Genomic DNA, 21,261 nt, shown 5'->3' with positions numbered 1-21,261 from the left:
GGCATGAGCCTGCTCACCTCGCTGGCCCGGCTGCGCGCCCTCGACGAGGGGATCGCACAGCCCGTCGCGACCGTGCGGCACTGCCATCTGGCGGAGCGGCCGATGGTGTTCATCCCGCTCAAGCTGTCGGGCGAGGCCGCCGCGCCGCTGGCCGCGATGCTCGGCACCGACCGCGGCGATCCGCGCCTGCTCGTGGTGCCCCAGCCGCGCAACCGCGACCTGCGCTTCGCCTGGGCCGCGGAGCTGGCCGGGGTGCTGCTGCCGTACGTCGAGGGGTTCCTCGGCGACACCGAGACGGTCGAGCGCAGGAACGCCGACCCCTACGAGCGGACGGTCGACGCGCCGCAGATCATCGTGCCGAACCAGGGCGGCATGGCGTTCGTCCGGCTGCTCGGCCGCTCGACGCGGTTCCGCCGGACCGACGGGCCCTATCCGGTGCCGGAGTCGGTGCCGCTGCTGGGGCGGTGGCTGACGTACTTCGCCGAGCGGGCGGCGTACCCGGGGTCGTCGCTGATGCTGGCGGCGACCGACGAGCTGGGCCGCCACTGGGCCAGCGGGCAGAGCTCGCTGGAGGACGCCAACCTGGCCGCGCTGTTGTCCTGGATCACCACGGGGCCGAGCGACGACGCGGAGGACCCGCTGGTCTGGCCGCCCGCCGGGCCCGCGACCGATCCCGGTTTCGACGCCGAGGTGCTCGCGCCCGCGATCGAGGGCGGGTCGCCCGAGCGCGTCGCCGAGGCGCTGCGCACCCAGCTGGAGCCCACCTGGCGGCTGATGTGGCAGGCGATCGACCTGCTGGCCGGGCTGCCGGAGGGGGCGAGCGTGGCGCAGCGGTGGGAGCAGGACCGCGGCTCGTTCAGCGGGATGGCGGCGCATGTCGCCGAGGGCACGCCGCCGCAGGCGCGCCGCGACGGCGCGGTCGCCGCCGCGGCCAAGCTGGCCCGCATGGAACGCGCCCAGGCCGCCTACGACGTGCAGCGCGCCTACGACGACCCGCTGGTGATGGCCGAGTACCGGCTGACCGGGGAGGCGTTCGCGGGCGAGGTGATCGAGACCGTCCCCGACAACGTCGAGGGCGAGGGCCGTTCCCGCAAGCTCCGCCCGCTCGTGGTGATCAAAACCGACGATCCGGTACGCCTGGCGCCCGGCACCTCGCTCGGCACCCCGCAGCGCCGCACGCAAGGGGCGGAGCTGGTGTCCGCGGACGACGGCCTGGTCACCGTGAAGATCACCAAGGGGATGGGCCGCGGCAGGACGGCCGCTCCAGGGGCCGTGCCGGAGGTCGGCGAGCGGGTCTGCTACACCTCGCTGACCGACGACTTCCAGGGCTCCCCCTCGCTGCCCGAGTCCGAGGCCACCCCGTGGACGCACGGCGGGCCGCCCCAGGAGTACACCCCCGACGACGAGGACGCGCAGGAGGAGTGGTCGTGACCGACAGTCCGGAGCAGGTCATCAGGAACGTCCTCGCGGACCTGCCCCGGCATCGCGGCGTGGTGGTCGACTCCCCGCCCGGCGCGGGCAAGTCCACCCTCGTCGTGCGCGCGGCCGCCCACATCGCGGCCACCGGCGAGCCGCTGATGATCGTGGCCCAGACGAACGAGCAGGTCGACGACCTGGTGGCGCGGATCTGCGACAAACATCCCCACCTGACCGTCGGCCGCCTGTCCGCGGGCGGGTACGTGCCGCCGCTGCGCATGCTGGAGCTGCCCGGCGTCCGGGTCGGCACCCGCATCCAGGACCTCGGCGACCCCGACATCGTCATCGCCACGGCCGACAAATGGGCGTGGATCGGCGAGCGGGTGTGGCCGTGGGCGATCGTGGACGAGGCGTACCAGATGCGCTCCGACAAGCTGCTGCGGATCGCGGGGTTGTTCGAGCGGGCGCTGTTCGTGGGCGACCCCGGGCAGCTGGATCCGTTCTCGATCGTCGACGGCGACCGGTGGTCGGGGCTGTCGTGGGATCCGCTGCAGAGCGCGGTGTCGGTGCTGCTGCGGCACAATCCCGGCCTGCCGGTGCACCGGCTGCCGGTGTCGTGGCGGCTGCCGGCGTCGGCGGCGCCGGTGGTGTCGCAGGCCTTCTACCCGTTCACCGGGTTCCGGTCGGGCACCGGCCCCGGTGACCGGTGGCTGGAGCTGACGGCCGGCGGCATGGGCACCGTGCACGACCGGGCGCTGGAGGAGGCGGCCCGGTCGGGGTGGGCGCTGCTGGAGCTGCCGAACCGGCACACCGTGCGGACCGACGGCGAGGCCGTGCAGGCGGTCGCGCTGCTGGCCCAGCGGCTGCTGCAGCGCGGCGCGGTGGCGGGCTCCGAGCAGGGCGAGCGGCCGGTCACGGCCGACCGCATCGCGGTCGGCGCGGCCCACCGCGACCAGGTGGCCGCCATCCGCGCCGCCGGCCTGCCGCCGGAGATCACCGTCGACACCGCCAACCGGCTGCAGGGCCGCGAGTACGACGTGACGATCGTGCTGCACCCGCTGTCGGGCCGCCGCGACGCCACGGCCTTCCACCTGGAGTCGGGACGGTTGTGCGTGCTGGCCTCGCGGCACCGGCACGCGTGCGTGGTGGTGGCCAGGGCGGGCATCGCCGAGCTGCTGGACGCCCACCCGTCGGCGGAGCCGGTGCAGCTCGGCGTGCCGGTGAAGTTCCCCGACGGGTGGGAGGCCAACCAGGCGGTCCTGGAGCACCTGTCCCGGCACCGCGTCTGACGTTCGGCCGTTTCAGACGCGGCGCTGCCAGACGTCGATGGACAGCACGCGCCGCATCCCCGCCGACTCGTACAGGCCGACCGCGGGGGTGGCGTTGGCCGAGTCGACGTGCAGGATCGTGCCCCTGCGGCCCCGGGCTGCGTCGGCGGCGAAGGCGTGCCGCAGCAGGAACCGCCCGAGCCCCCTGCCCCGGAAGTCCGGCAGCACGGCCAGCGCGGCCACGTAGCCGCACTTCTCGTCGTCGGCGAACTGGTCGTTGCCGATGATCACGCCCGCGGGACGGCCGTCGATCCTGGCCAGCGTGAGCTGGCTCCAGTCGTTCTTGCTCATCGCCTGCCTGCGGGCGTGCCACTGCTCGTACGTGGTCGGCACGAAGCCGAAGTGGTCGGCGAACCCCTCCTGGTGCACCCGGTAGCCCTCGCGCCGCACGTCCTCGTCGTCTCCGCTGTCCACGGTGACCCCGGCAGGCGGCTCCGGCGGCAGGGCGGCGCCGTGGTGGTCGATGCGCATGCGGTGGAAGCTGGTGCCGGGCTCGAAGCCGTGCTCGGCGGCCATGGCCCGCTTGGCGTCGTCGGTGGCGTAGACGTCGATGTGGACGGTGACGCCGTCGTGGCCGCGCTCGGCGCCCAGCTCGCGGGCGCGGCGGAGCACGCGCCCCCACAGGTCGCCGGCCGGCCCCTCGGCTCCGGGGCGGACGACCACCTCGGCCTCGACCAGGTCGCTGTCGCCGACGGCGAGCGTGCGGGCCCAGCCGTCGAGCCGGCCGTCCTCGCCGTACGCCAGCCAGCCGTCCTTGTCGTGGTCGAAGCCGGGCGCGGCCAGCTCGTCGGCGACGTCGTCCAGGGTCAGGTCGGGCGCGCCGACGACCGCGGTGTCATAGGCCGCGACGAGTTCGTGGATGGCCGCGGCGTCGTCGGGGCGCGGCCGGCTGATGCGATGCATGGTGGGATTGTCCAGAAAAACCCATGCCATTACCTCCGGTTTTCCGGCCGGCCCGCCCGCCATGTGGTCACAGGGGTCACAGGCGTTTACCTGCCGACCGGTAAGCATAGAATGGGATGAATCTTTACCGGTCTCGACGAACAGGTGCACAGTGCGGGAAGACACGCGAACCCGGATCCAGCAGATCGCACTGAGGCTCTTCACCGAACAGGGATATGAAGCGACCTCGCTCCGGGAGATCGCCGAGGAGCTCGGCGTGACGAAAGCCGCACTTTACTATCACTTCAAGACCAAGGACGACATCGTGGCCAGCCTGGTCGAGCTGCGCCTCGCCGAGGTGCGGGAGCTGCTCGACTGGGCGCGCAGCCGGCCGAAGACGCCGGAGATGCGGCGGGAGCTGCTCGACCGCTACGCCCGCAACCTCAAGGAGTCGCGCCATCCGCAGGTGCTCGGCTTCCTGGAGCGCAACCAGACCGCGCTGCGCGACCACCCGACGGTCACCCGGATGCGCGAGACCGTCCTCGCGCTCACCGCGGAGATGAACGAGCCGGGCGCCACGCCGACCGAGCGCATCAGCCGCTCGCTGGCGTTGTTCGCGCTGCACGCGGGCAAGTGGATGACGCCGATGGACGACCTCGGCGAGGACGAGATCGACAAGGCCTCGATGGAGGTCGCCACCCGGCTGCTGGAGCCGTGACGCTGCGTGATGCGGGGCTTTCTGACACCGGGCCTTGACCAGATGATTGGGACAGGCCATCACGGGCAGAAGGCTGACACGCATCCGATAGGCAAGGAGGCCCAGTGGAGGCTACGATAGCGCTCCGCCTGCCCAGGGATGCGGCGAGCGTCCCGATGATCAGGCAGATGCTGGACGGCACGTTGCGCTCGCTCGGGGTCGAGCCGCAGATCCGCGATGACATCGAGCTCATGCTCACCGAGGCCTGCTCCAACGTGATCAAGCACGCGGGCCCCAGCGACGACTACACCGTCAGCGCGTCGGTGCACGACCACCTGTGCGTCATCAAGGTGGTCGACACGGGCAACGGTTTCGACCCTCGTAAGGTGCTCGAGGCCGAGGAGGGCAACGAGCACGGGCGCGGTCTGCAGATCATGCGGGCGCTCGCCGACGACATCCGGTTCACCAACAGACGAGAGCACGGTGCCGTGGTCTGCCTGGAGAAGCACCTGCGCTACGCGCCTGGTGCGGCAGGCCGGCACCTCATGGCGACCTAGGCCCCGCCCCCAAAGGGGCCTGGACCAGCCGGGGCCTGTACGCGGCCGGATCTTCCGCCGGCGCGGTCAGGCCCCTGCCGCCTGGTCGATCAGCTCCTTGACGAGCGACACGGCGACCTGTGCGGCTCGGTCGCCGCCCGGGCACGCCATGCGTCGCGTTCCAGCTGGTGCCGGTAGGCGGTGAGCCTGCCGGTACGGCCGACGGTCAGGGCTCCGACGAGCTTTCCCGCCCGGTGGTAGCCGACCTCCAGATGCCGGCCCGCGAGGTCGTGCTCATGGACGCGCACCTCGTCCGCCAAGGCGGGCAGGCCCACCGACCGGATCCGGGCGTCGTGCAGATCGGACCAGAAGGTGGGGACGCCGGTGAACGGGCGAGGATCGTCCGGCTTCAGCAAGGTGTGCGCGGCCGCGGTGCCTTGCTCCACGGCGTTGGACCAGTGGCCGAGGACGATCGGAGCGCCACCGGCGAGGTGGTGGGGTACACGGGCGACATCACCCGCTGCGACCACGCCCGGCACGACGGCTCCGTCGGCGGTCAGGGCGCGTAAGTGGATGTCGCAGCGCACGCCGTTGCCGATGTCGAGGCTGGAGCCGGCCAGCCAGGCGGTGGCGGGTGCCGCACCGAGCGCCAGGACGGCCACGTCCGCGGGCAGTTCGCTGTCGTCGGACAGGCGGACGCCGGTGAGACGTCCACCGGTGGCACGGAAATCCGCCACCGTGGTGCCGGTACGCAGGTCGATGCCCGCCTCGCGGTGCAGCTCGGCCATGTACGCGCCGGGGCCCGCTCCGATGGCCCGTTCGAGGGGCTGGCTGGCGGCCTCGACGAGAGTGACGTCGACGCCGCGCGCACGGGCCGCGGCCGCGATCTCACCGCCGAGGAAGCCCGCGCCGACGACGACGAGCTTGTGCCCCGGGGGGAGTTCGGCCCGCAGCCTCAGTGCGTCGTCCCTGGTCCGGAGGGTGAGGACGCCTCGTTCCGGAAGGCTGCGCGGGTCGTGCCAGCCACGGGCCGTCGAGCCGGTCGCGACGAGCACGCCGTCGTAGGCCAGCCGGGTGCCGTCGCCGAGCGTGACCGCCCCCCTCTGTGTGTCGAGGTGGACGGCCGGCTGGCCGAGCTCCCATCGCGCGTCGAGCCCGTCCGGCATCGGCAAGGCGTTGTCCGGCACCAGGTCGGCCGTCAGTGTCCGTTTGGACAGCGGCGGCCGGTCGTAGGGGAAATGGGGTTCGTCCCCCACGATGGTGAGGCTGCCGGTGAAGCCGTCGGCGCGTAGGGCTTGCGCGGCCCGCAGGCCGGCGAGCGAAGCTCCGACGATCACCAGCCGCCCGGTCGTCGCGCTCACCGGGCGCTGATGGTGATGGCGCGGACGGGACAGCTCGCCACGGCCTTCTCCACCTTGTCGCGCAGGGCGTCGGGAGGGGCGGCGTCGTACACGAGGTAGTCCTCGTCGTCGAAGGAGAAGACTTCGGGCGCGGCGAAGACGCACTGTCCGTGGCTTTCGCAGACGTTCATGTCCACGGTGATCTGCACTGGGTGGCTCCATTACGGGGTCGAGAGGGACGGCGCGTCGAGGCGGGGGCGCTCAGCGCACCGGCGGGTTGAATCGGGAGTAGCCGGGGGCGCTCCATCGCAGGGGGCTCGCGGCGGAGATCTCCCGCACCGCTTCGATCGAGAACTCCACCAGGCGTTGCGCTCCGGGGATCCGAGCGGTCTGCGCCGGATCCCACAGTGTGCGGGCCGTTCCGGTGAGGTGCAGTGCGGAGCCCGTTTCCCAGCCTGGGAAAACGATGCCGGCGGCGGGGTTGAGAGCCAGGTTGCCCAGCGTCAGGAACATGGCGTTCCCCACGTAGTCGGGCCAGCGGAGCAAGGTGGGAGAGAGCACCTGGACGAAGCCGGGGTTACCGCCCCGGTGCGAGGCGTCCGCGTCTCCACGGTCGGACGTGGTGGCGATGAAGAAGGTGTCCGCCACGCGAACGGTCTGCTGCTGGGCCGCGCTGAGTGCCTCGCCGTCGGTGACGGTGCGGGTGGGAGCCGGTTCGGCGTCGAACTCGAGGAAGCGATAGTTCCGTTTCTGCAGGTACTTGGGGCAGTTCGCGATGACCTGATCGATGTCGACGCGCAGGCCACCGTGCCCGGTGACGGCGCGGCCGTTGATGCGCATCCGCCGCCGGGTGGCGGGTTCGACAGCGATCATGCCCACCTGGACGGATCGCCGATGTCCGGCCAGGACGTCTGCGATGGGGTCACCGGGCAGCGGAAGCGCGTCGACGGCGAGGACCCGGGGTGTGGGCGTGCGGAGGAACCCCGGCGGGCCGGTCAGCTGACTCGCCCAGACCCGGCCCGTGGCGTCCGCACCGCCGACGACGATCATCGGCTGCTCGGCGAGGAACGCCGCAGCCACCTCCGGTATGGCCTCACCGATACCGCCGAGGGAGAAGCGCGCCTGGTCGCTGAGCTCGGCACGGTCCTGTACCGCGATTTCCCCGCTGTGGTAGGTGGCCACGGCGATCCTCTCTCACGTCAGTCGTGCGGCCGCGTGGCCGCTGATCTCTTCAAAAACCGGATCTTTTAGAAGAATCCGCAGGTCGGAGCGCCGGAGACGGGAGCAGCGGCGGGGTCCGCGCCGGTGGGCGCGTAGATCTCCAGGCGGGTGCCGTCAGGGTCGGTGAAGTAGATGCCTCCGGAGACGCCGTTCTCGCCGTGCGGAACCACGCCGTCGTAGGCGAACTCGGCGCCCAGGCCGCGCACCACTTCCGCTGCCGCGTTGACCTCCTCAATGGTGTCGACCTGGAACGACAGGTGGTGCAGGCCCGGGGTGTTCGCGCTGAATGTGCCCTCGCTCTGCTGCCACAGGGTGACCAGCAGGTGGTCGTCCCGTCCGAGGAAGGCCCAGCGGCGGTCGCTCTCGGTGCCTTCGGCCATGACCTCGAAGTCGAAGACGTGGCGGTAGAAGGCGAGCGAGCGGTCGAGATCGGTGACGTTCAGACCGACGTGTCCGGTCATCAGCTTCTTGATCGTGCTCAAAGTCATCACATGTCCTTGGTCGAGGCCGCGAGGCGCTCTCGCAACCATTGAAAGTGACTTTAAGGGTTAGATTTGCGGCCGTCAACCTGTGATCTCCAGATGACCGGTTAGAATGGACGCGTCAGTGCAGTACAGCCCCCCTGGAGGACCAGCCCCGTGGCGCCGAACACCACAGCGGACCCCCGGCCTCTCACCGGCGAGCCGCTCTCGATCGACCTGCTCAACACTCGGTGGATCGACGCCGCCGGCCGTCATGACCTGCTGGACAGCGTCGATGGGCTCGCCGTCTGGCTCGGCTCCGCCCCGGTGCGCCGAGCCTTGGGCGGCATGGTCGCTTCCGTGGACGAAGACACGCGTGCGCGGTTGCTGCAGGCGAGGACGGCCCTGGACGGCCTCGCCCGCACCGTGCCCGCCTTCACCGACGATGCGCTCCAGGCGGCGAACGCCGTGCTCGCTCACGGCCGGATCCGCCGTTCGCTGCGACCGAGCGGCCCGGCCACCGACGTGCAGGTCGATCTGCCGTCCTGGGGGCCTGCGTGGGTGGCGCTCGAGGACTTTCTGCGGCTGCTCGCCGATCGCCCCGAGCGCATCAGGCACTGCGCGAACCCGGAATGTGTCCTGCATTTCTACGACGTGTCGAAAAACGGCACTCGTCGCTGGTGCTCCATGGCCGGCTGCGGCAACCGCGCCAAGGCCATGCGTCACTACGAACGCACCAGCCGCGGCTGATCAGGGGCTACCGGTGCCGCTCCGCAGGGCCGGACGCCGGAGCCGGGGTCAACGCCGCCTCCGTAGGCGAGGCCCGCGGACCAACCGCATGCTGATCACGCAGCCGGGCCCCTGACAGGCGCGCACCTCGTGGCGTGACGGCCGCCGAAGAGGTGGATCGCATCCTCGGCGACCGTACGGGCGCGGCTGGGACCGGCCGGGCCGAGTGGCGGCGTCGCCCCCACTCCACGGTGAATGGCCCACCACAGGAATGCCGTTGTGGTGGGCCACCGCAGTGACAGGATCCTTCGCCGGCGCCGCCAGTTCGGGTGGATCGGCCGCGGTCGGACACCGCGCCTGAGCTGCGGTATCAGCTCGAATCCGAGACCACTGAGCGGGTATGGCGTGCATGGCCGGCGCCGCCCGTCCTGACCGTGATCAGAGGCCGGAGCGCAGCCGTCAACCGGTGATCGAGCCCTTTTCGACGACGTAGCGGGCCACCGAGGCGGGCAGCGAGATCTTGACGACCTCCCAGTTGTCGGAGACCTTGCGCTCGACGATCGTGCCCGTGGCGTCCACATGGCCCTGGACGATGTGACCGCCGAGGCGGTCGCCGAGGGCCACGGGCCGCTCCAGGTTGACCCGGGAGCCGGGCCCCGACGCGCCGAGGCTGGAGCGTTCCAGGGTCTCGGCCATCACGTCGGCGGTGAACTCGCCGTCGCCCAGGTCGACGACGGTGAGGCAGACGCCGTTGACGGCGATCGAATCGCCGTGTTCGGCGCCTTCGGTGACGACGGGGCCGCGCAGTCGGAAGCGGGAGGAGTCATGGAGCTTCTCGACGGCGGTGACCTCACCCAGCTCTTCGACGATGCCGGCGAACACTTCAAGCTCCTTCAAGGTTGTCGCAGGTGGTGATGGCTCGGGGAGCCGTGCCGCTTTCCCGGCCAGGCGGGCCCTCAGTGCTGCGCGCGGGCCGGCCGGGCCGTGGACGCGCTGTCTGTCACTCGAACGTGATGTCTTCCATGTCGATGGACACGATCAGCGGCTCTTCCATCACGTTGCCGTCCTCACCGATCAGGTGGACGCGGCGCCTGGTCGGAACCATGATCCCATCGAATTCCCGGTGTGCCGAGGAGTAGTGCGCCGCCGGGCCGGTGTTGGCGCCGAGCACTTCGGTCACGTAGTCGTGCCGTCGGATGAGCCCGTCGCCGTCGATGTAGTACGTCTGTTCCTTGCTGTGGGTGGCGATGTGGTCGGGGAAGACCACCTTCAACCGGCGCCAGGTCTGACCGTCTCCCCGCCATGGCTCCAGCTCTTCAGCCTGGAAACCCGGCATCGCGAACGAGAACGGCTCGGTCAGGTAGGTCCACATCGCGTACCCGGTGAAGTAGGCCAGGTGCAGCCTGTCCCAGGGCGTGTCGAGGTCGTGTCCGGCGAACGCGTCGCGGGGATCACGCCGCTCCTCGACCACGTCCCCGGCGTCGGTCTCGACGGCGACGCGGTCGGCGGTGAAGGAGCTGCGCAGCCCCGGTCCGCCGAACGGGGACTGACGGACGAACTGGCGGTGGATGTCGACGTGTGTGATCACCTCGCTCATGACACCGCCCTGTCCCTTCAGCGCCCACAGCCCACCACCGGTGAGGTGGTGCGCCTTGACGGACGTGAACGCGTTCCACCGGTCCAGTCCGCCGTGCGCGGCGATCACACGATCTATGAGCTCATTCATGTCAAGTCGTCCCTTCCTCTCTCGGGAGCAATATGACCGGTCGTCTCATTGCTGTCAAGCTACCGCCCGCTCGCGGACGAGCAGGAGGATCTGGCGGCGGAGCAGGACGTGGCGGGCCATTCCGGCCAGGAACGCCGCGTGCACGTGCGTGGGGGGTGGTTGGCGCGCGTTCGATGACAGCGGGTTCGCCGAAGCCCTCCGCACGATCCTGACCGTCGCCGACGACGTGCTCATCCCAATCGAGCCCGAGCCATTGGCGTTCGAGCCCACCTACAACACGATCGAGCATGTGGTGAAGCCCCGTGGCCTGCCGTACATGGTCGTGGTCAACAACTGGGATCCGCGGGATGGCGAGAGTTTCCGCGACCAGACGATCGAGTTTGTCGACAGCCACGGCTGGAAGCGCGCTAACACCGTGGTGCGGCACTACCGAATCCACACCAACGCCTCAGCGGACGGGCTCGTAGTAACGACGTATCCGAAGAATCGCGTGTCGCTGGAAGCGCGGCAGGACTTCTACAAGCTGGCTCTGGAGTTCGAGAGGATGCCCCGATGACGATCGCAGCGTCCGGTCGGCGTACCAGCCTGGCATCTCTCAGAGTCGGATCACTAAGCGACGTCAAGCCGCAATGGCCTACAGCGGTCAAGTTCTCCGACATGGCCGATAACCCCGACAACCCTCGTGAAACGCTCCGAGATCTCGAGGGCCTAGCCGCCACCATCAAGGAGCGTGGCATCCTCCAAGACCTCGTCGTGGTGCCACGCGAGAATTGGCTCAAGGCTCACCCCGAGCACGACAAGCCCATCGAGGATGGCGGCGTCGGCGACAAGCCGTTCGTCATCCTCATCGGACACCGGCGCCGCCACGCGGGAGAACTGGCCGGCCTGGAAGAGGGACCGGTCAGGGTACGCGAGGACGTCGCGAGCACCTCCCGGCAGGACGCGCTGATTGAGAACGTGCAGCGCGACGATCTTTCTCCCTTGGAAGAGGCTCACGCAATTCGCGACCTCATGGAGGAGGAGGGACTGTCACAGGGGAAGGTGGCGGCGGTTCTGGGGAAGACGGCCGCGTGGGTTTCCCAGCGGCTCGCGCTGCTCGGACTGCGGCCGGAGCTCCAGCAGGCGTTGGTGCGGGGCGAACTGCGGATCGAGGACGCACGTAAGCTCGGCAAGCTGCCGCACGAGGAGCAAGTATGGCCGCAGCCCGCTCAGGATCCCCCGGCCACTGCACCGGGCCTGGAACCCACGCCTCAGCCACCGTCTCCGGGGCCGCCAGCACATGGGGGAATCGTGGCCGGTGGAGTGGCCTCTCGGTCGGAACCGACCTTTGGCACTGTGGCGGGTCAGAGCATCAACCGCCAGCAGGGTGAGAGCCGGTCAGGGGACGAGCTAAGTCTGAACGAGGCGCTCCGTATCGAGGCGGCTGCCAACACGGTCGGCAACCTGCGCGCTCTTCGCCGGGTCGCGACACAACACCCGGAGAAGGCCCGCGGCATCTTGCGGGTACTGGAGGATGCGGTGAACGAGCTCCGGTCGGACCTCTCCGGGAATGCGTAGCATGCCTACAGGTCTTAACGCCGTTAACGATCGACTGTGCCGTCCCGGCTTCGATATGTAGGTTACCTACAGGTCTTAACGCCGTTAACGCCGAACTGGAGAACTGGTGGCGGTCAGCCTGGATTAGCTGACCGCTCCACCTGGAGAGGACTCTGGCTCCATTACACCATCCGGCAGCACGGGCGCGAGGGGAGGCTCCTATCAGTCATGATGTCCAGATGCCGCTCTCCTCCGTCCACCTACCAACTGCTCTCGTCGTGCGATACCGCGCCTGCGATCGCGAGACTGTCGACTCCGCGCTCGTCGACACACCCCGTCACCTGGATGCGTTAACGATCGACATCGGGAAGCACGGGATCCTCACACCGCTCTCCCTTGGGTTCAACGAAGAATTCGGGACACTCGACGGCAACCACAGGATCGCCGTGGCCCTCCGACTCGGCTTGGAATTGGTCCCGGTCACATTGTTCAGGCAACCGTTAACCCCACGGCCTGGCCACGCGCAGCCCATGCTTCCTGAGGATCTGATCATCCTTCAGAACGCCGCAGAGTCGGCAATCACCCTCGTCACGCATGACCAGCAATGATTTGATGCCCTTGGCTCTTGACCATCCAGCAAGACCCTAAGTGGTCATCAGCCTGGAGATTTTATGGCCGCCAGCCTGGACCAGGCTGGCCGCCTATCTGGACAAGATCGTGGCCGCTCACAGGGTGTTACGGGACTCGCTGCCAGCTGCGGAGCGGCGCTGTCGGAGGGGACTTAGGTGCTCTGGGGGATCCCTTCCAGGACGCCAGCACAGACCGGTTACCACCACCGCGTCGCGAGAGACGTCCCGGGCTCATCACTCCGGGGCGTCCGTCACTTCGCATGCCACGGGCCGTACGTGGACGGCACGCCGGAGGACAACTGGTGCAACCCGCCGGAGCGCAGGCTCGGCGCCTCCTCGGTCCGCCAGACGTCCGGGCCGAGTATCTGTTCTGGGTCAAGGTGCCGGGCGAATCCGACGGGCTGTGCGGAATCGGCGTGGACGTGCCGGCGGGCTCGTTTAGCCCCGAACTGGCCATGTCGCTCATCAACGGCGGCTCGTGATCCGACGCCGGCCGACATGCTTTCGAACTTGTGATTATAAAGGGTGGTTTTCGCGGGCCACCCCTGCATATGATCTTGATCTTTCATTCGCTGAGAGAACGGGAGATCCGACCATGAGACGCAAACTGATCGCGTTAGGCCTCGGCTTCGGACTGGTGGGCGCCACGGCCATCGCCGGGCCGGCCCAGGCCGACGTCATAGCCTCGGTCCCGCTGCACGGTACCGCGGCCGGCGCACAGCAGACCGCGACGTTCTGGCTTGCCGACGGAGGCGCCAACCTCAGGAACGCCACACCGTACGTCGTGCAGACCTCGGTCTCCGTGACCGACCCGGCCACCCCGCCGGTCCTGGACGCCAAGCCCGGCAACACCGCGCCGATGGTCCCCCTAGACGGGGTGACCCCCTTGACCTCGGGCAAGGTGTTCTTCGTCGGCGGTGACGGGCAGCCGCACTGGTGCACGGGCACCGCCCTGCAGAGCCAGTACCGCAACCTCGTCGCCACAGCCGGGCACTGCGTGCTCGACATCGAGGACACCACCCCCACGCAGAGCCAGGTGGTGTTCGTACCCGGCTACGCCGATGGCACGGCACCCAAGGGCTTGTACGTCGCCAAGCAGGCCTTCGTCCACTATGACTTCTCCGTCTACGACGACCTGGAGCGCGACTACGCCTTCATGACCGTCTACAACGGCGTCGTCGCCGACTCCGCCGGCGTGCTGAGCGACACGGGACGGCTCGGCGACAACGTCGGCGGGCAGGGATTCGCCTGGAATCAGCCGCCGGCCTCCTCCATCAGGGTCTTCGGCTACCCGGCGGGCCCGCACCCCGACGGGACGCTGCCCTACACGGGGGAGCACCTCCTTCAGTCCGCCGGAGCGGCATCCTGGGTGGCGGCTCCTGAGCTGTCCGCCGAGTACCTCGTCGGAGTCGAGTCCCCGTTCACCGGTGAAGGGTCGCTCGGCTCCGGGTGGCTGCTGCGCTACGACGCCAGCAAGAAGCTCGGCTACCTCAACGGCGTCACAATGAGCGTCTCCGACACCGATGCCGACAATCGCTACGACACCGGTGTCTCACCGTACTTCGACGGCGAGGCGGCCGCGATCTACAAGGCCGCTGGAGCGTCCTGGACCGGCCGCCTCGTGTAGCAGGGCGGTCCAGGAGCCTGTACGTAGTTCGGATCTCCAGGCTGGTTGGGGGCTTCGAATCCATAAGGCGGCTCCACGTAGGTGCAGGCCAGCCAGCTAGCTGCCGGGCGTCTTGTCGAACCGGAAGGCCAGCCCACGCCACTCCTTCATCCGGTTGATGCAGCGTTCGGCCGCGTTGCGCTGCTTGTAGAGATCGGGATCATTGGTGATCGGCCGGCCGCCGCGGGAGCCGCTTCTTGCGGTTGGCCGCCTGGTCGACCTTCTCCGGGATGACCGCTTTGATCCGGCGTTGGCACAGGTAGGCGCGGTGCCGCGGGAGGAGTACGCCTTGCCCGCGGCCACCGCCGTCCGGCCGGGTGCACGGCGCCAGAGCGCTCGCGAGCGTCGGCCTTTGGACGGAGGCGGACAACATGGGCAGTGTTATGGCCAGGCAAGACGGACGGATTCCTGCCTACTCCTCCCATTCGAATGAACATTTTCTCGAGCCAGTGCCGGGAGCCCATTTCCTGACAGCGTTTCAGGGCGATGCCCCTTTGATGTCTTGGGCGGATGAGTAGGGTCGGCGGCGGCGGTTTGGTTTCTGACGTCGTGTGTTTTTTCCTTTGTCTGGCCTGGTGGTTCTTTGGCTTTCCCTGGGGCAGCATGGCCCCTTCTGCTCGCGGGCGTGGTGGCGGGAGGTTCGGGGAGTCGGGCACTGGAGGCGGATGGTCGGGTGCTGGGCTGTCGGTGGCTAGGAGCGGCGGTGGGGCGGCTGGGTATATGCGCGGCGGACACGAAGGTGGTTGCGCTGGTTCGCTCCGGTGCGGGGGTGCGACGAGTCTGTCGCGGTGCTTTGGTGCGTGGGATTTTGCGTGTCGGAGTGTCCTGGGGTGTTAACACGGTGACCCCTTTGGCGCGTGGTGGGACCGCAGCGGAGTCCTGCGCTGTGGTGGTGAACGCGGCATCGGTGCGGTGCGGGATCAGCGCGGTAGGGAGTGGGGACGGGGATGTATTCGGTATGTCGTCCAGGGTGGGGGTGCTGGCGGGTACACCGAGGATGATGGCGGCGAGTGCCAGGTGGAGGAGGCCGGCCAGGAAGGTCGTGATTCGCACAGCTTCTCCGAAGCTGCGTCGCTGCACTCTGTCGTCGTGAGGGGTGGTCACTGTGGGAGCGTTCCGACCGGTGGCATGGATGACCTTCGAGGGGTGCGAGGGACAAACCTCTCAGATCTAGACATGGATGCCGACGGGCGTCAAGACCATGTGGTGAAGATCGCGGTCAATGGATCACTTCGCAGCATCTTCGCTGGATGGGCGGTGACCTGTGTTAGCTGTGAGTTTGCTGAGAGTCGACCTGCAGGGTTAACCGGAGGGCAGTAACGGCGACCTGCGGTGATCACTCAGTGTTAGACACTGCGCATCGACCTGGAGTCCCACCTTTCTGTGAAGTTTTGCAGCTAGCGACATTGAGGTGTCATGGCCTGAGCAAGCGTTCGGATGCCTTGTAAGTCACGTTCAGTGATCCTTGACGTAATGTTCCGATTTGTGGCGTGATGCGGATGTTTTGCTCTCTGCGGATCTTTAGATCCGGCTTATCTGCGCCCTTCAAGAGGGTGCAGCTCGAGGAGTGTCCGTGTTGCCATTACCCCGTCCACGATCAAAGACGGTTGATCACCGTCGGCCTCGGCGTCACACGCGGTTACGCCGGCCTGCCATCCTCGCCACCACACTCGCCCTGGCGGCCTCGCTCGTATCGGTGCCACCGGCTGCCGCTCAAACCGGACCGGCCGAGCCAGGACTGTTGTCACGCGCGTCGAGCTGGCTTGCCACCCAGTCAAGCCAGATAGCCACGCACGTGGCCGGCTGGTTCACCGAGGATCCGAAGGGCGAGGTGCGCCCGTCGGACAAGCCAATCACCCTGCCTGGACGCGACACCCCAATAGCTCAGCGGAAGCCGCCGCCCCCACCTGGCAAGCGGGTCAAGGAGGTGAAGGGCAAGCGCTCCCGCTTCGCCAGCGTGTACGAGCTGGAGGACGGCCGATTACAAGCCGAGATCTCGGCCCGGCCGACGCACTATCTGGATGGCAAGGGCGACTGGCAGCCGATCGACACCCGGATCACGGAAGTATCGGGCGACGGGTTCGTTCACGGTAACGACACCAACGACTTTTCCACCCGCTTCGGTGACACGACCAGCAAACTGATGCGGGTTGCGCTGGGCGAACAGCGCCTGGCGCTCGGCTTGCCCGGGGAGGCGCGGCAGGTCACGCCCCGGGTGGAAGGCTCGAAGGTCACCTATCAGGGCGCACTCGGCGAGGGCACCGACCTCGTCTACGAGGTAAGCGCTACCGGGGTGAAGGAGAGCATCGTGCTGGCCCGCGCCCCGCAGGGCCCACCGTCCTACACCTTCACGTTCACCGTTTCAGGAGGGCTGCGGGCGGCACCGAACGCGGACGGATCGATCGCGTTCATGCCACCGTCGGGCAAGACGGCGGTGTTCACGATTCCCAAGCCGTTCATGACCGACGCAGCCGACGATCCGACCGCGCCGCATGGCAAGCGGTACTCGCCAGCCGTCACGCAGACCGCCACCCAGCAGGGCGATCAGGTGACGATCACGGTGAGCGCGGACGCGGGCTGGCTGTCGGCTCCAGAACGCGCCTGGCCAGTGATCATCGACCCGACCGTGGTGGTGACGCCGGATGCATCGACCTCCAACGACGCGATGATCGTTTCCTCCTCGCCTAGGGAGAACTATGACGGTGACCTGCGACTCGCCGCAGGTGTATCGGGACGTGCCATCTACCGTGGCGTAATCAAGTTCCCTGAGGTGGCCTCCCTGGTACCCGCCGGCGCCACCCTCGACAATGCGGAACTAGGCCTTTACTACGACCAGACGCTGGCCGGTACGGCGGCGTCAGTGCCGCTGGAAGCCCGGGCGATCACCCAGGCGTGGGATCCGTCCACGGTGACCTGGAACTCGATCAACACCCAGATGGGCGCGGTGGCGGCCACCACCACCTACCAGTCGGCGCAGGCCAACGTCTGGCACACCTACACGATCACCGACCTGGCGCAAGGCTGGATCAGTGGGTCGCTGCCGAACCACGGAGTGATGGTCAAGGCGGTCAACGAGTCGGTCGAGGCAGGCGGCCCGGTGTACTCGTCGGGGGACTACGCATCGGGGTTCCCGGAGAACCCGATGCCAAAGCTGACACTCACCTACGACATGCCGTCGGTGCAGCTGGCCCGACCGTTGGTGGTGCATTCCACCGGCGCCGAGCTGTCCTGGTCGGCCTACGACGGCCCCGGGGAAGTGGTCCAGTATCAGGTGCATCGCAGCCTGGAGGACGATTTCACACCCTCGCCAGCAACGCTGGTAGCACCGCTGGACGGACAGACGACCAGCTACGTCGACACCTCGGCCCCCATCGACAAGTGGGTGAACTACCGCGTGGTGGCCGTCCGTGACGACGGGAACACCTCTGTTTCCGGGCCGATCGGGGTTGCCCTGCCGGATGGTGGGGTGTCGATCGCCACCATCCCCGCCAGTGCCGACACCACGCTGTCGTCCTGCCTGCCCACCACCAGTCATGACAAGCTGGGCGAGCGGGCGAACCTGGCCGCCGGCTGGGGTGGGGCCGCCTACGGCAACACGCGCAGCCTGCTCAAATTCGACACTTCGATCATCCCGTCGACCGTCCCCAGTGTGTCGGCGAATCTGCGGCTGTACCAGGTGGCCCACCGAGGCAATGAGGCGACCTTTGAGCTCTACCCGCTGACCCGCTCCTTCGACGAATCGACGGCCTCATGGAGCAATGCCGCCCCCGGCGAGCCATGGACCCAAGCCGGCGGCGACTTCTCGACCAGCTCGGTCGGGGAGGGCATCATCGCGTACCCCTACGACGACTACGAATCCTCCAGTTGGCACACCCTGGACGGGTTCGACGACCTGGTCAAGCAGTGGGTGGCCGATCCAGACAGCAATCACGGGCTGCTGCTGAAGTCCGAGAGCGAAGCCAGCACGGCGTGCGCGACCAGCGGCACGGGTATCTCGCTGACCTCCAGCGAAGTGGCCGAGCCGGAGGTGCGACCGTGGCTGGTCGTCTACTACTACGACCCGGCGCAGGCCTATCAGGCGCAGGCCACCCCTGCCGACATGAGCGCCGATGAGCAGCGCACCATCGATGTGACGGTCACCAACACCACTGACGACATCTGGCCGGCCGACTCCACCTCACTGGGCTACTTCTGGAAGCTGCCCGACGGCACGGATGTCACCGGCAACACGCAAATACTCACCCCGCTGCCCTCCGATCTGGAGCCGCAGGACACGGTCACGGTGCAGGCCACGGTCAAGGCGCCGGTACTGAACAGCCCGAACCTGGCCGAAGCGGTCTCGCTGGTGTGGGACGTGCAGGACACCACCACCAACGAGTGGAAGTCAGCCAGCCACCACATCCCGCAACTGCCGCAGCAGATCCGTCTCACCACGCCGACCTCGAACCTGCTCGGCTTGGAGAAGTTCTACGCCTACACCGGCAAGAACACCGGTGCCGGCGGCACCGCGCTGGTCAACCCGTACGCCGGGAACGTGGTGTGGGGTTACAACGCCTTCTCCAACCCTTCCCGCGGCGTGCAGACGTTCGCCAGGATGACCTACAACAGCCTCGACACCTCCAGCGCCTCCCTCGGCTATGGGTGGAGCCTGCAAACGAGCACGCTCAACAAGCTGGGCTCGCAACTGGCCTTCCATCCGCCCGGCCAACCATGGCCATCGCAGGTCAGATTGACCGACGGCGACGGCACCGAGCACGTGTGGCTGCTGAACACCCCCGACGGGGTCGACGCCAAGGACTGCACCCCCTCCACCTGTGACTACACCCATCCGCGCGGGGTGCACCTGTACCTGCAGCAGACCGGCTCGGCCGACCCCCTGCGCAAGTGGGTGTTCACCAAGCCCGACCGCACCCAATTCTTCTTCGACGACGAGGGGTTCCAGTCCGCGATCGTCGACAAGAACGGCAACACCATGTCGTTCACCTACGAGCGGCGTAAGTCGAACAACAAGCCGACTAAGTTCCTGCAGTACATTACTGACGCGTCCGGTCGTCAGACCCTGACCTTCGACTACTTCACCAAGGGCCAGGACTATACCTACATCGACGACGAGAACTGGCAGCCGGTCGACGACACCAAGCTGACCAACCCGCACATCATCGACAACGTCGAGTCGATCACCGATATCGCCGGCCGCAAGATCACGTTCAACTACACCGACAAGGGCCTGATGGCCCGCATGATCGACGGCGCGGGCGACGATGAGGCCAAGACGTTTGGCTTCCGCTACGACGCCACGCAGGGCAACAAGAACGTCAAACTTGTCACCATCATCGACCCGCGGGCACACGACGAAGCCCCGTCCGACCCGGCCGAGCGCGCCACCGAGCTGGACTACTACGACGCCACGGAAGACAGCGAAGACCTGTGGAAGGTTCAGACGCTGACCGACCGGTTGGATGGGCAGACCGGCTTCGTCTACGAGGACCCGGACGGGCCGCAGGGCGCGGTGATGCACGCCACGGTGACCGATCCGCGGGACAACCGGACGAACTATGTGCTGGACGAGAACGGCCGCCCTGATGTGATCACCAATGCCAAGGGCGAGATCACCGATCTGGACTGGGACACCGACCACAACGTCACCACGCTAAGCGAGGAAGGCCACCCCGACGGCGGCACCGACGACGCCATTACCACCTGGGTGTACGACCACAACACCGGCTACCCCAAGGAGGTCAAGGACGCCGAGGCCAACAAGAACGGCACCCCCGGCACGACGCTCGATTACATCACCCACCTCAACGGCTTCGTCGCGGACCTGGAGTCCAAGACCTCGCCACTGGGCCATCGGTGGGAGTTCCAGTACAGCGACACCGGAAACCTGACACACGTGATCGACCCGCTCGGCGTCAAGTCGACGAACGTCCCGAACGACTACACCACCCGGTACGAGTACGACCCGCTCGGCCAACTGACCAAGACGATCGACGCCGAGGACAACCCCACCGAGTACACCGACTACCACCCGACCGGCTTCCCTCAGAAAATCATCGACGCGATCGGTCTCGCCACCCCGGCCCAGGGCGACCACACCACCGTCACCGAGTACGACGTGCGCGGCAACGTACTGTCGGTTACCGACGCGCTCGGCAAGAAGGCCACGCAGACCTACGATATCTTCAAACGCCCGCTGGAGTCGCGGGTCCCCAAGGACCAGGACGCCTCCCCGCCGGTGTTCATCACCACCCCGGCGCCGGTCTACGACCGCAACGACAACGTGGTGGAGATGACCGCCCCGAACGGGGCCGTCTCCACCGCCGAGTATGACCACGCCGACCAGCTGACCACCTCGTATCTGCCCAAGGACACCACCGACGGGCCGGAGCGCAAGGCCACCTTCACTTGGGACCCGTCCGGCAACCTCCGCACCCAGACCGAGCCCAAAGGCAACCTGCCGGACGCCAACCCGGCCGACTTCACCACCACCTATGACTACGACCCGATCTACCAGCTGACCGAGGTCACTGCGGTCGACGTTGCTAACGACAACCGCCTGAACAAGATCACCTACGCTTACGACGACCTCGGCAACACTCTCAAGGTCGTCGACCCGCGCAAGAACGCCACCGCGGATGCCGCCGACTACACGGTGTTCTACGCCTACGACCGCAACCATCGGGTCACCAAGGTGAAGGACGCCGCTGGGTTCGAGACCGAGGTCCGCTACGACCGGGATGGCCGTGTCATCGAGGCCGAGGACCAGGACAACAACGTCAGCTACACCGAGTACAACGAGCGCGACGAGGTCACCCGCACCCGCGTCCCGCACGCCGACACCGCCGGCGGCATCAAGTACGTCGTTGCCGAGTACGCCTACGACCAGGTCGGCAACCAGACCAAGGTCGTCACCCCGCGCGGCGTGGAAACCCCTGACGACCCAGCCGACTTCATCCATGAGACCACGTATGACGAACTGAACCGCCCTTTCGAAGAGATCTACCCCTACGACCCTGATGACCCGGTCTACAACACCCCCGACAAGGTCCTCTACGCCTACGACCCAGTCTCGCGGCTGAAGGAGATCTCCCACC

The 21,261-nt window shown here is 67.8% G+C and carries 17 protein-coding genes and 2 pseudogenes; 11 read left to right on the top strand and 8 right to left on the bottom strand.

What is annotated here, in order from left to right; genetic code table 11:
* Window positions 1-3: 3 nt before the first annotated feature.
* Window positions 4-1,431 carry a hypothetical protein gene (locus tag E1286_RS03825; RefSeq protein WP_132608882.1) on the top strand — a complete coding sequence of 476 codons (1,428 nt, stop codon included), beginning with the start codon at window positions 4-6 and terminating at the stop codon, window positions 1,429-1,431.
* Window positions 1,428-2,705: an AAA family ATPase gene (locus tag E1286_RS03820; protein WP_132608881.1), complete on the top strand. Its 1,278-nt coding sequence runs from the start codon at window positions 1,428-1,430 to the stop codon at window positions 2,703-2,705. Before E1286_RS03825 ends, E1286_RS03820 begins: the two co-directional genes overlap by 4 nt.
* 12 nt (window positions 2,706-2,717) lie before the next feature.
* On the opposite strand, the gene E1286_RS03815 is transcribed toward E1286_RS03820, so the two are convergent.
* Window positions 2,718-3,647, bottom strand: a complete 930-nt coding sequence (locus tag E1286_RS03815) for a GNAT family N-acetyltransferase (protein WP_132608880.1) — start codon at window positions 3,645-3,647, stop codon at window positions 2,718-2,720.
* Window positions 3,648-3,798: 151 nt separating this feature from the next.
* On the opposite strand from E1286_RS03815, the gene E1286_RS03810 reads away from it, so the two are divergent.
* Together E1286_RS03810 and E1286_RS03805 are read left to right on the top strand one after the other, a co-directional pair.
* Window positions 3,799-4,344, top strand: coding sequence for a TetR/AcrR family transcriptional regulator (locus E1286_RS03810; RefSeq protein ID WP_132608879.1), 546 nt, complete (start codon window positions 3,799-3,801; stop codon window positions 4,342-4,344).
* A 104-nt stretch (window positions 4,345-4,448) separates the two neighbouring features.
* Complete coding sequence (locus E1286_RS03805) at window positions 4,449-4,880, top strand: ATP-binding protein (protein ID WP_132608878.1); 432 nt, start codon at window positions 4,449-4,451, stop codon at window positions 4,878-4,880.
* A gap of 89 nt (window positions 4,881-4,969) precedes the next feature.
* Here E1286_RS03805 and E1286_RS03800 read toward each other — a convergent pair whose 3' ends face one another.
* From E1286_RS03800 to E1286_RS03785, 4 genes are all read right to left on the bottom strand, one after another.
* Window positions 4,970-6,220 carry an NAD(P)/FAD-dependent oxidoreductase gene (locus E1286_RS03800; RefSeq protein WP_246074411.1) on the bottom strand — a complete coding sequence of 417 codons (1,251 nt, stop codon included), beginning with the start codon at window positions 6,218-6,220 and terminating at the stop codon, window positions 4,970-4,972.
* A complete protein-coding gene (locus tag E1286_RS03795; RefSeq protein ID WP_132608877.1) occupies window positions 6,217-6,408 on the bottom strand; it encodes a ferredoxin in 192 nt (63 codons plus the stop codon). The genes E1286_RS03800 and E1286_RS03795 overlap by 4 nt, the downstream gene beginning before the upstream one ends.
* Window positions 6,409-6,460: 52 nt before the next feature.
* Window positions 6,461-7,381 (bottom strand): pyridoxamine 5'-phosphate oxidase family protein, encoded by a 921-nt coding sequence (locus E1286_RS03790; protein WP_132608876.1) that lies wholly within the window; start codon window positions 7,379-7,381, stop codon window positions 6,461-6,463.
* Between the two features lie 65 nt (window positions 7,382-7,446).
* Window positions 7,447-7,908 (bottom strand): VOC family protein, encoded by a 462-nt coding sequence (locus E1286_RS03785; RefSeq protein WP_132608875.1) that lies wholly within the window; start codon window positions 7,906-7,908, stop codon window positions 7,447-7,449.
* Window positions 7,909-8,058: 150 nt separating this feature from the next.
* Here E1286_RS03785 and E1286_RS03780 point away from each other — a divergent pair, with 150 nt between their 5' ends.
* Window positions 8,059-8,631 (top strand): CGNR zinc finger domain-containing protein, encoded by a 573-nt coding sequence (locus E1286_RS03780; protein WP_132608874.1) that lies wholly within the window; start codon window positions 8,059-8,061, stop codon window positions 8,629-8,631.
* 444 nt (window positions 8,632-9,075) lie between these two features.
* On the opposite strand, the pseudogene E1286_RS03775 reads toward E1286_RS03780, so the two are convergent.
* Window positions 9,076-9,492, bottom strand: a pseudogene (locus tag E1286_RS03775) (riboflavin synthase); the annotation flags it as partial.
* Window positions 9,493-9,610: 118 nt separating this feature from the next.
* Window positions 9,611-10,336 carry a hypothetical protein gene (locus tag E1286_RS03770; RefSeq protein ID WP_132608873.1) on the bottom strand — a complete coding sequence of 242 codons (726 nt, stop codon included), beginning with the start codon at window positions 10,334-10,336 and terminating at the stop codon, window positions 9,611-9,613.
* A gap of 148 nt (window positions 10,337-10,484) precedes the next feature.
* On the opposite strand from E1286_RS03770, the gene E1286_RS03765 reads away from it, so the two are divergent.
* From E1286_RS03765 to E1286_RS03745, 5 genes are all read left to right on the top strand, one after another.
* Complete coding sequence (locus tag E1286_RS03765; protein ID WP_132608872.1) at window positions 10,485-10,892, top strand: ParA family protein; 408 nt, start codon at window positions 10,485-10,487, stop codon at window positions 10,890-10,892.
* Complete coding sequence (locus tag E1286_RS03760) at window positions 10,889-11,893, top strand: ParB/RepB/Spo0J family partition protein (protein ID WP_132608871.1); 1,005 nt, start codon at window positions 10,889-10,891, stop codon at window positions 11,891-11,893. The genes E1286_RS03765 and E1286_RS03760 overlap by 4 nt, the downstream gene beginning before the upstream one ends.
* 218 nt (window positions 11,894-12,111) lie before the next feature.
* The gene (locus tag E1286_RS03755) at window positions 12,112-12,480 is read left to right on the top strand and encodes a ParB N-terminal domain-containing protein (RefSeq protein ID WP_132608870.1); all 369 of its coding nucleotides are present in this window, start codon (window positions 12,112-12,114) and stop codon (window positions 12,478-12,480) included.
* Window positions 12,481-12,803: 323 nt separating this feature from the next.
* The gene (locus tag E1286_RS03750) at window positions 12,804-12,983 is read left to right on the top strand and encodes a hypothetical protein (protein ID WP_187368108.1); all 180 of its coding nucleotides are present in this window, start codon (window positions 12,804-12,806) and stop codon (window positions 12,981-12,983) included.
* Between the two features lie 113 nt (window positions 12,984-13,096).
* On the top strand, window positions 13,097-14,128 hold the full coding sequence (locus E1286_RS03745; RefSeq protein ID WP_132608869.1) for a trypsin-like serine peptidase: 1,032 nt from the start codon (window positions 13,097-13,099) through the stop codon (window positions 14,126-14,128).
* A gap of 99 nt (window positions 14,129-14,227) precedes the next feature.
* On the opposite strand, the pseudogene E1286_RS03740 reads toward E1286_RS03745, so the two are convergent.
* A pseudogene (locus E1286_RS03740) lies at window positions 14,228-14,494 on the bottom strand (IS5-like element ISDge16 family transposase); the annotation flags it as partial.
* Between the two features lie 1,468 nt (window positions 14,495-15,962).
* Between E1286_RS03740 and E1286_RS03735 the strand changes: the two are divergent.
* Window positions 15,963-21,261, top strand: a 5,299-nt coding sequence (locus E1286_RS03735) for a DNRLRE domain-containing protein (RefSeq protein WP_132608867.1), incomplete at its 3' end; no start/stop codon positions are given.

Origin of the sequence: Nonomuraea terrae (genome assembly GCF_004348995.1) — a bacterium.
In the GTDB taxonomy this organism is placed as follows: Bacteria; Actinomycetota; Actinomycetes; order Streptosporangiales; family Streptosporangiaceae; genus Nonomuraea; species Nonomuraea terrae.
The sequence above is the reverse complement of the archived record's forward strand: the minus strand, read 5'-3'. Positions and strand labels throughout refer to the sequence as shown.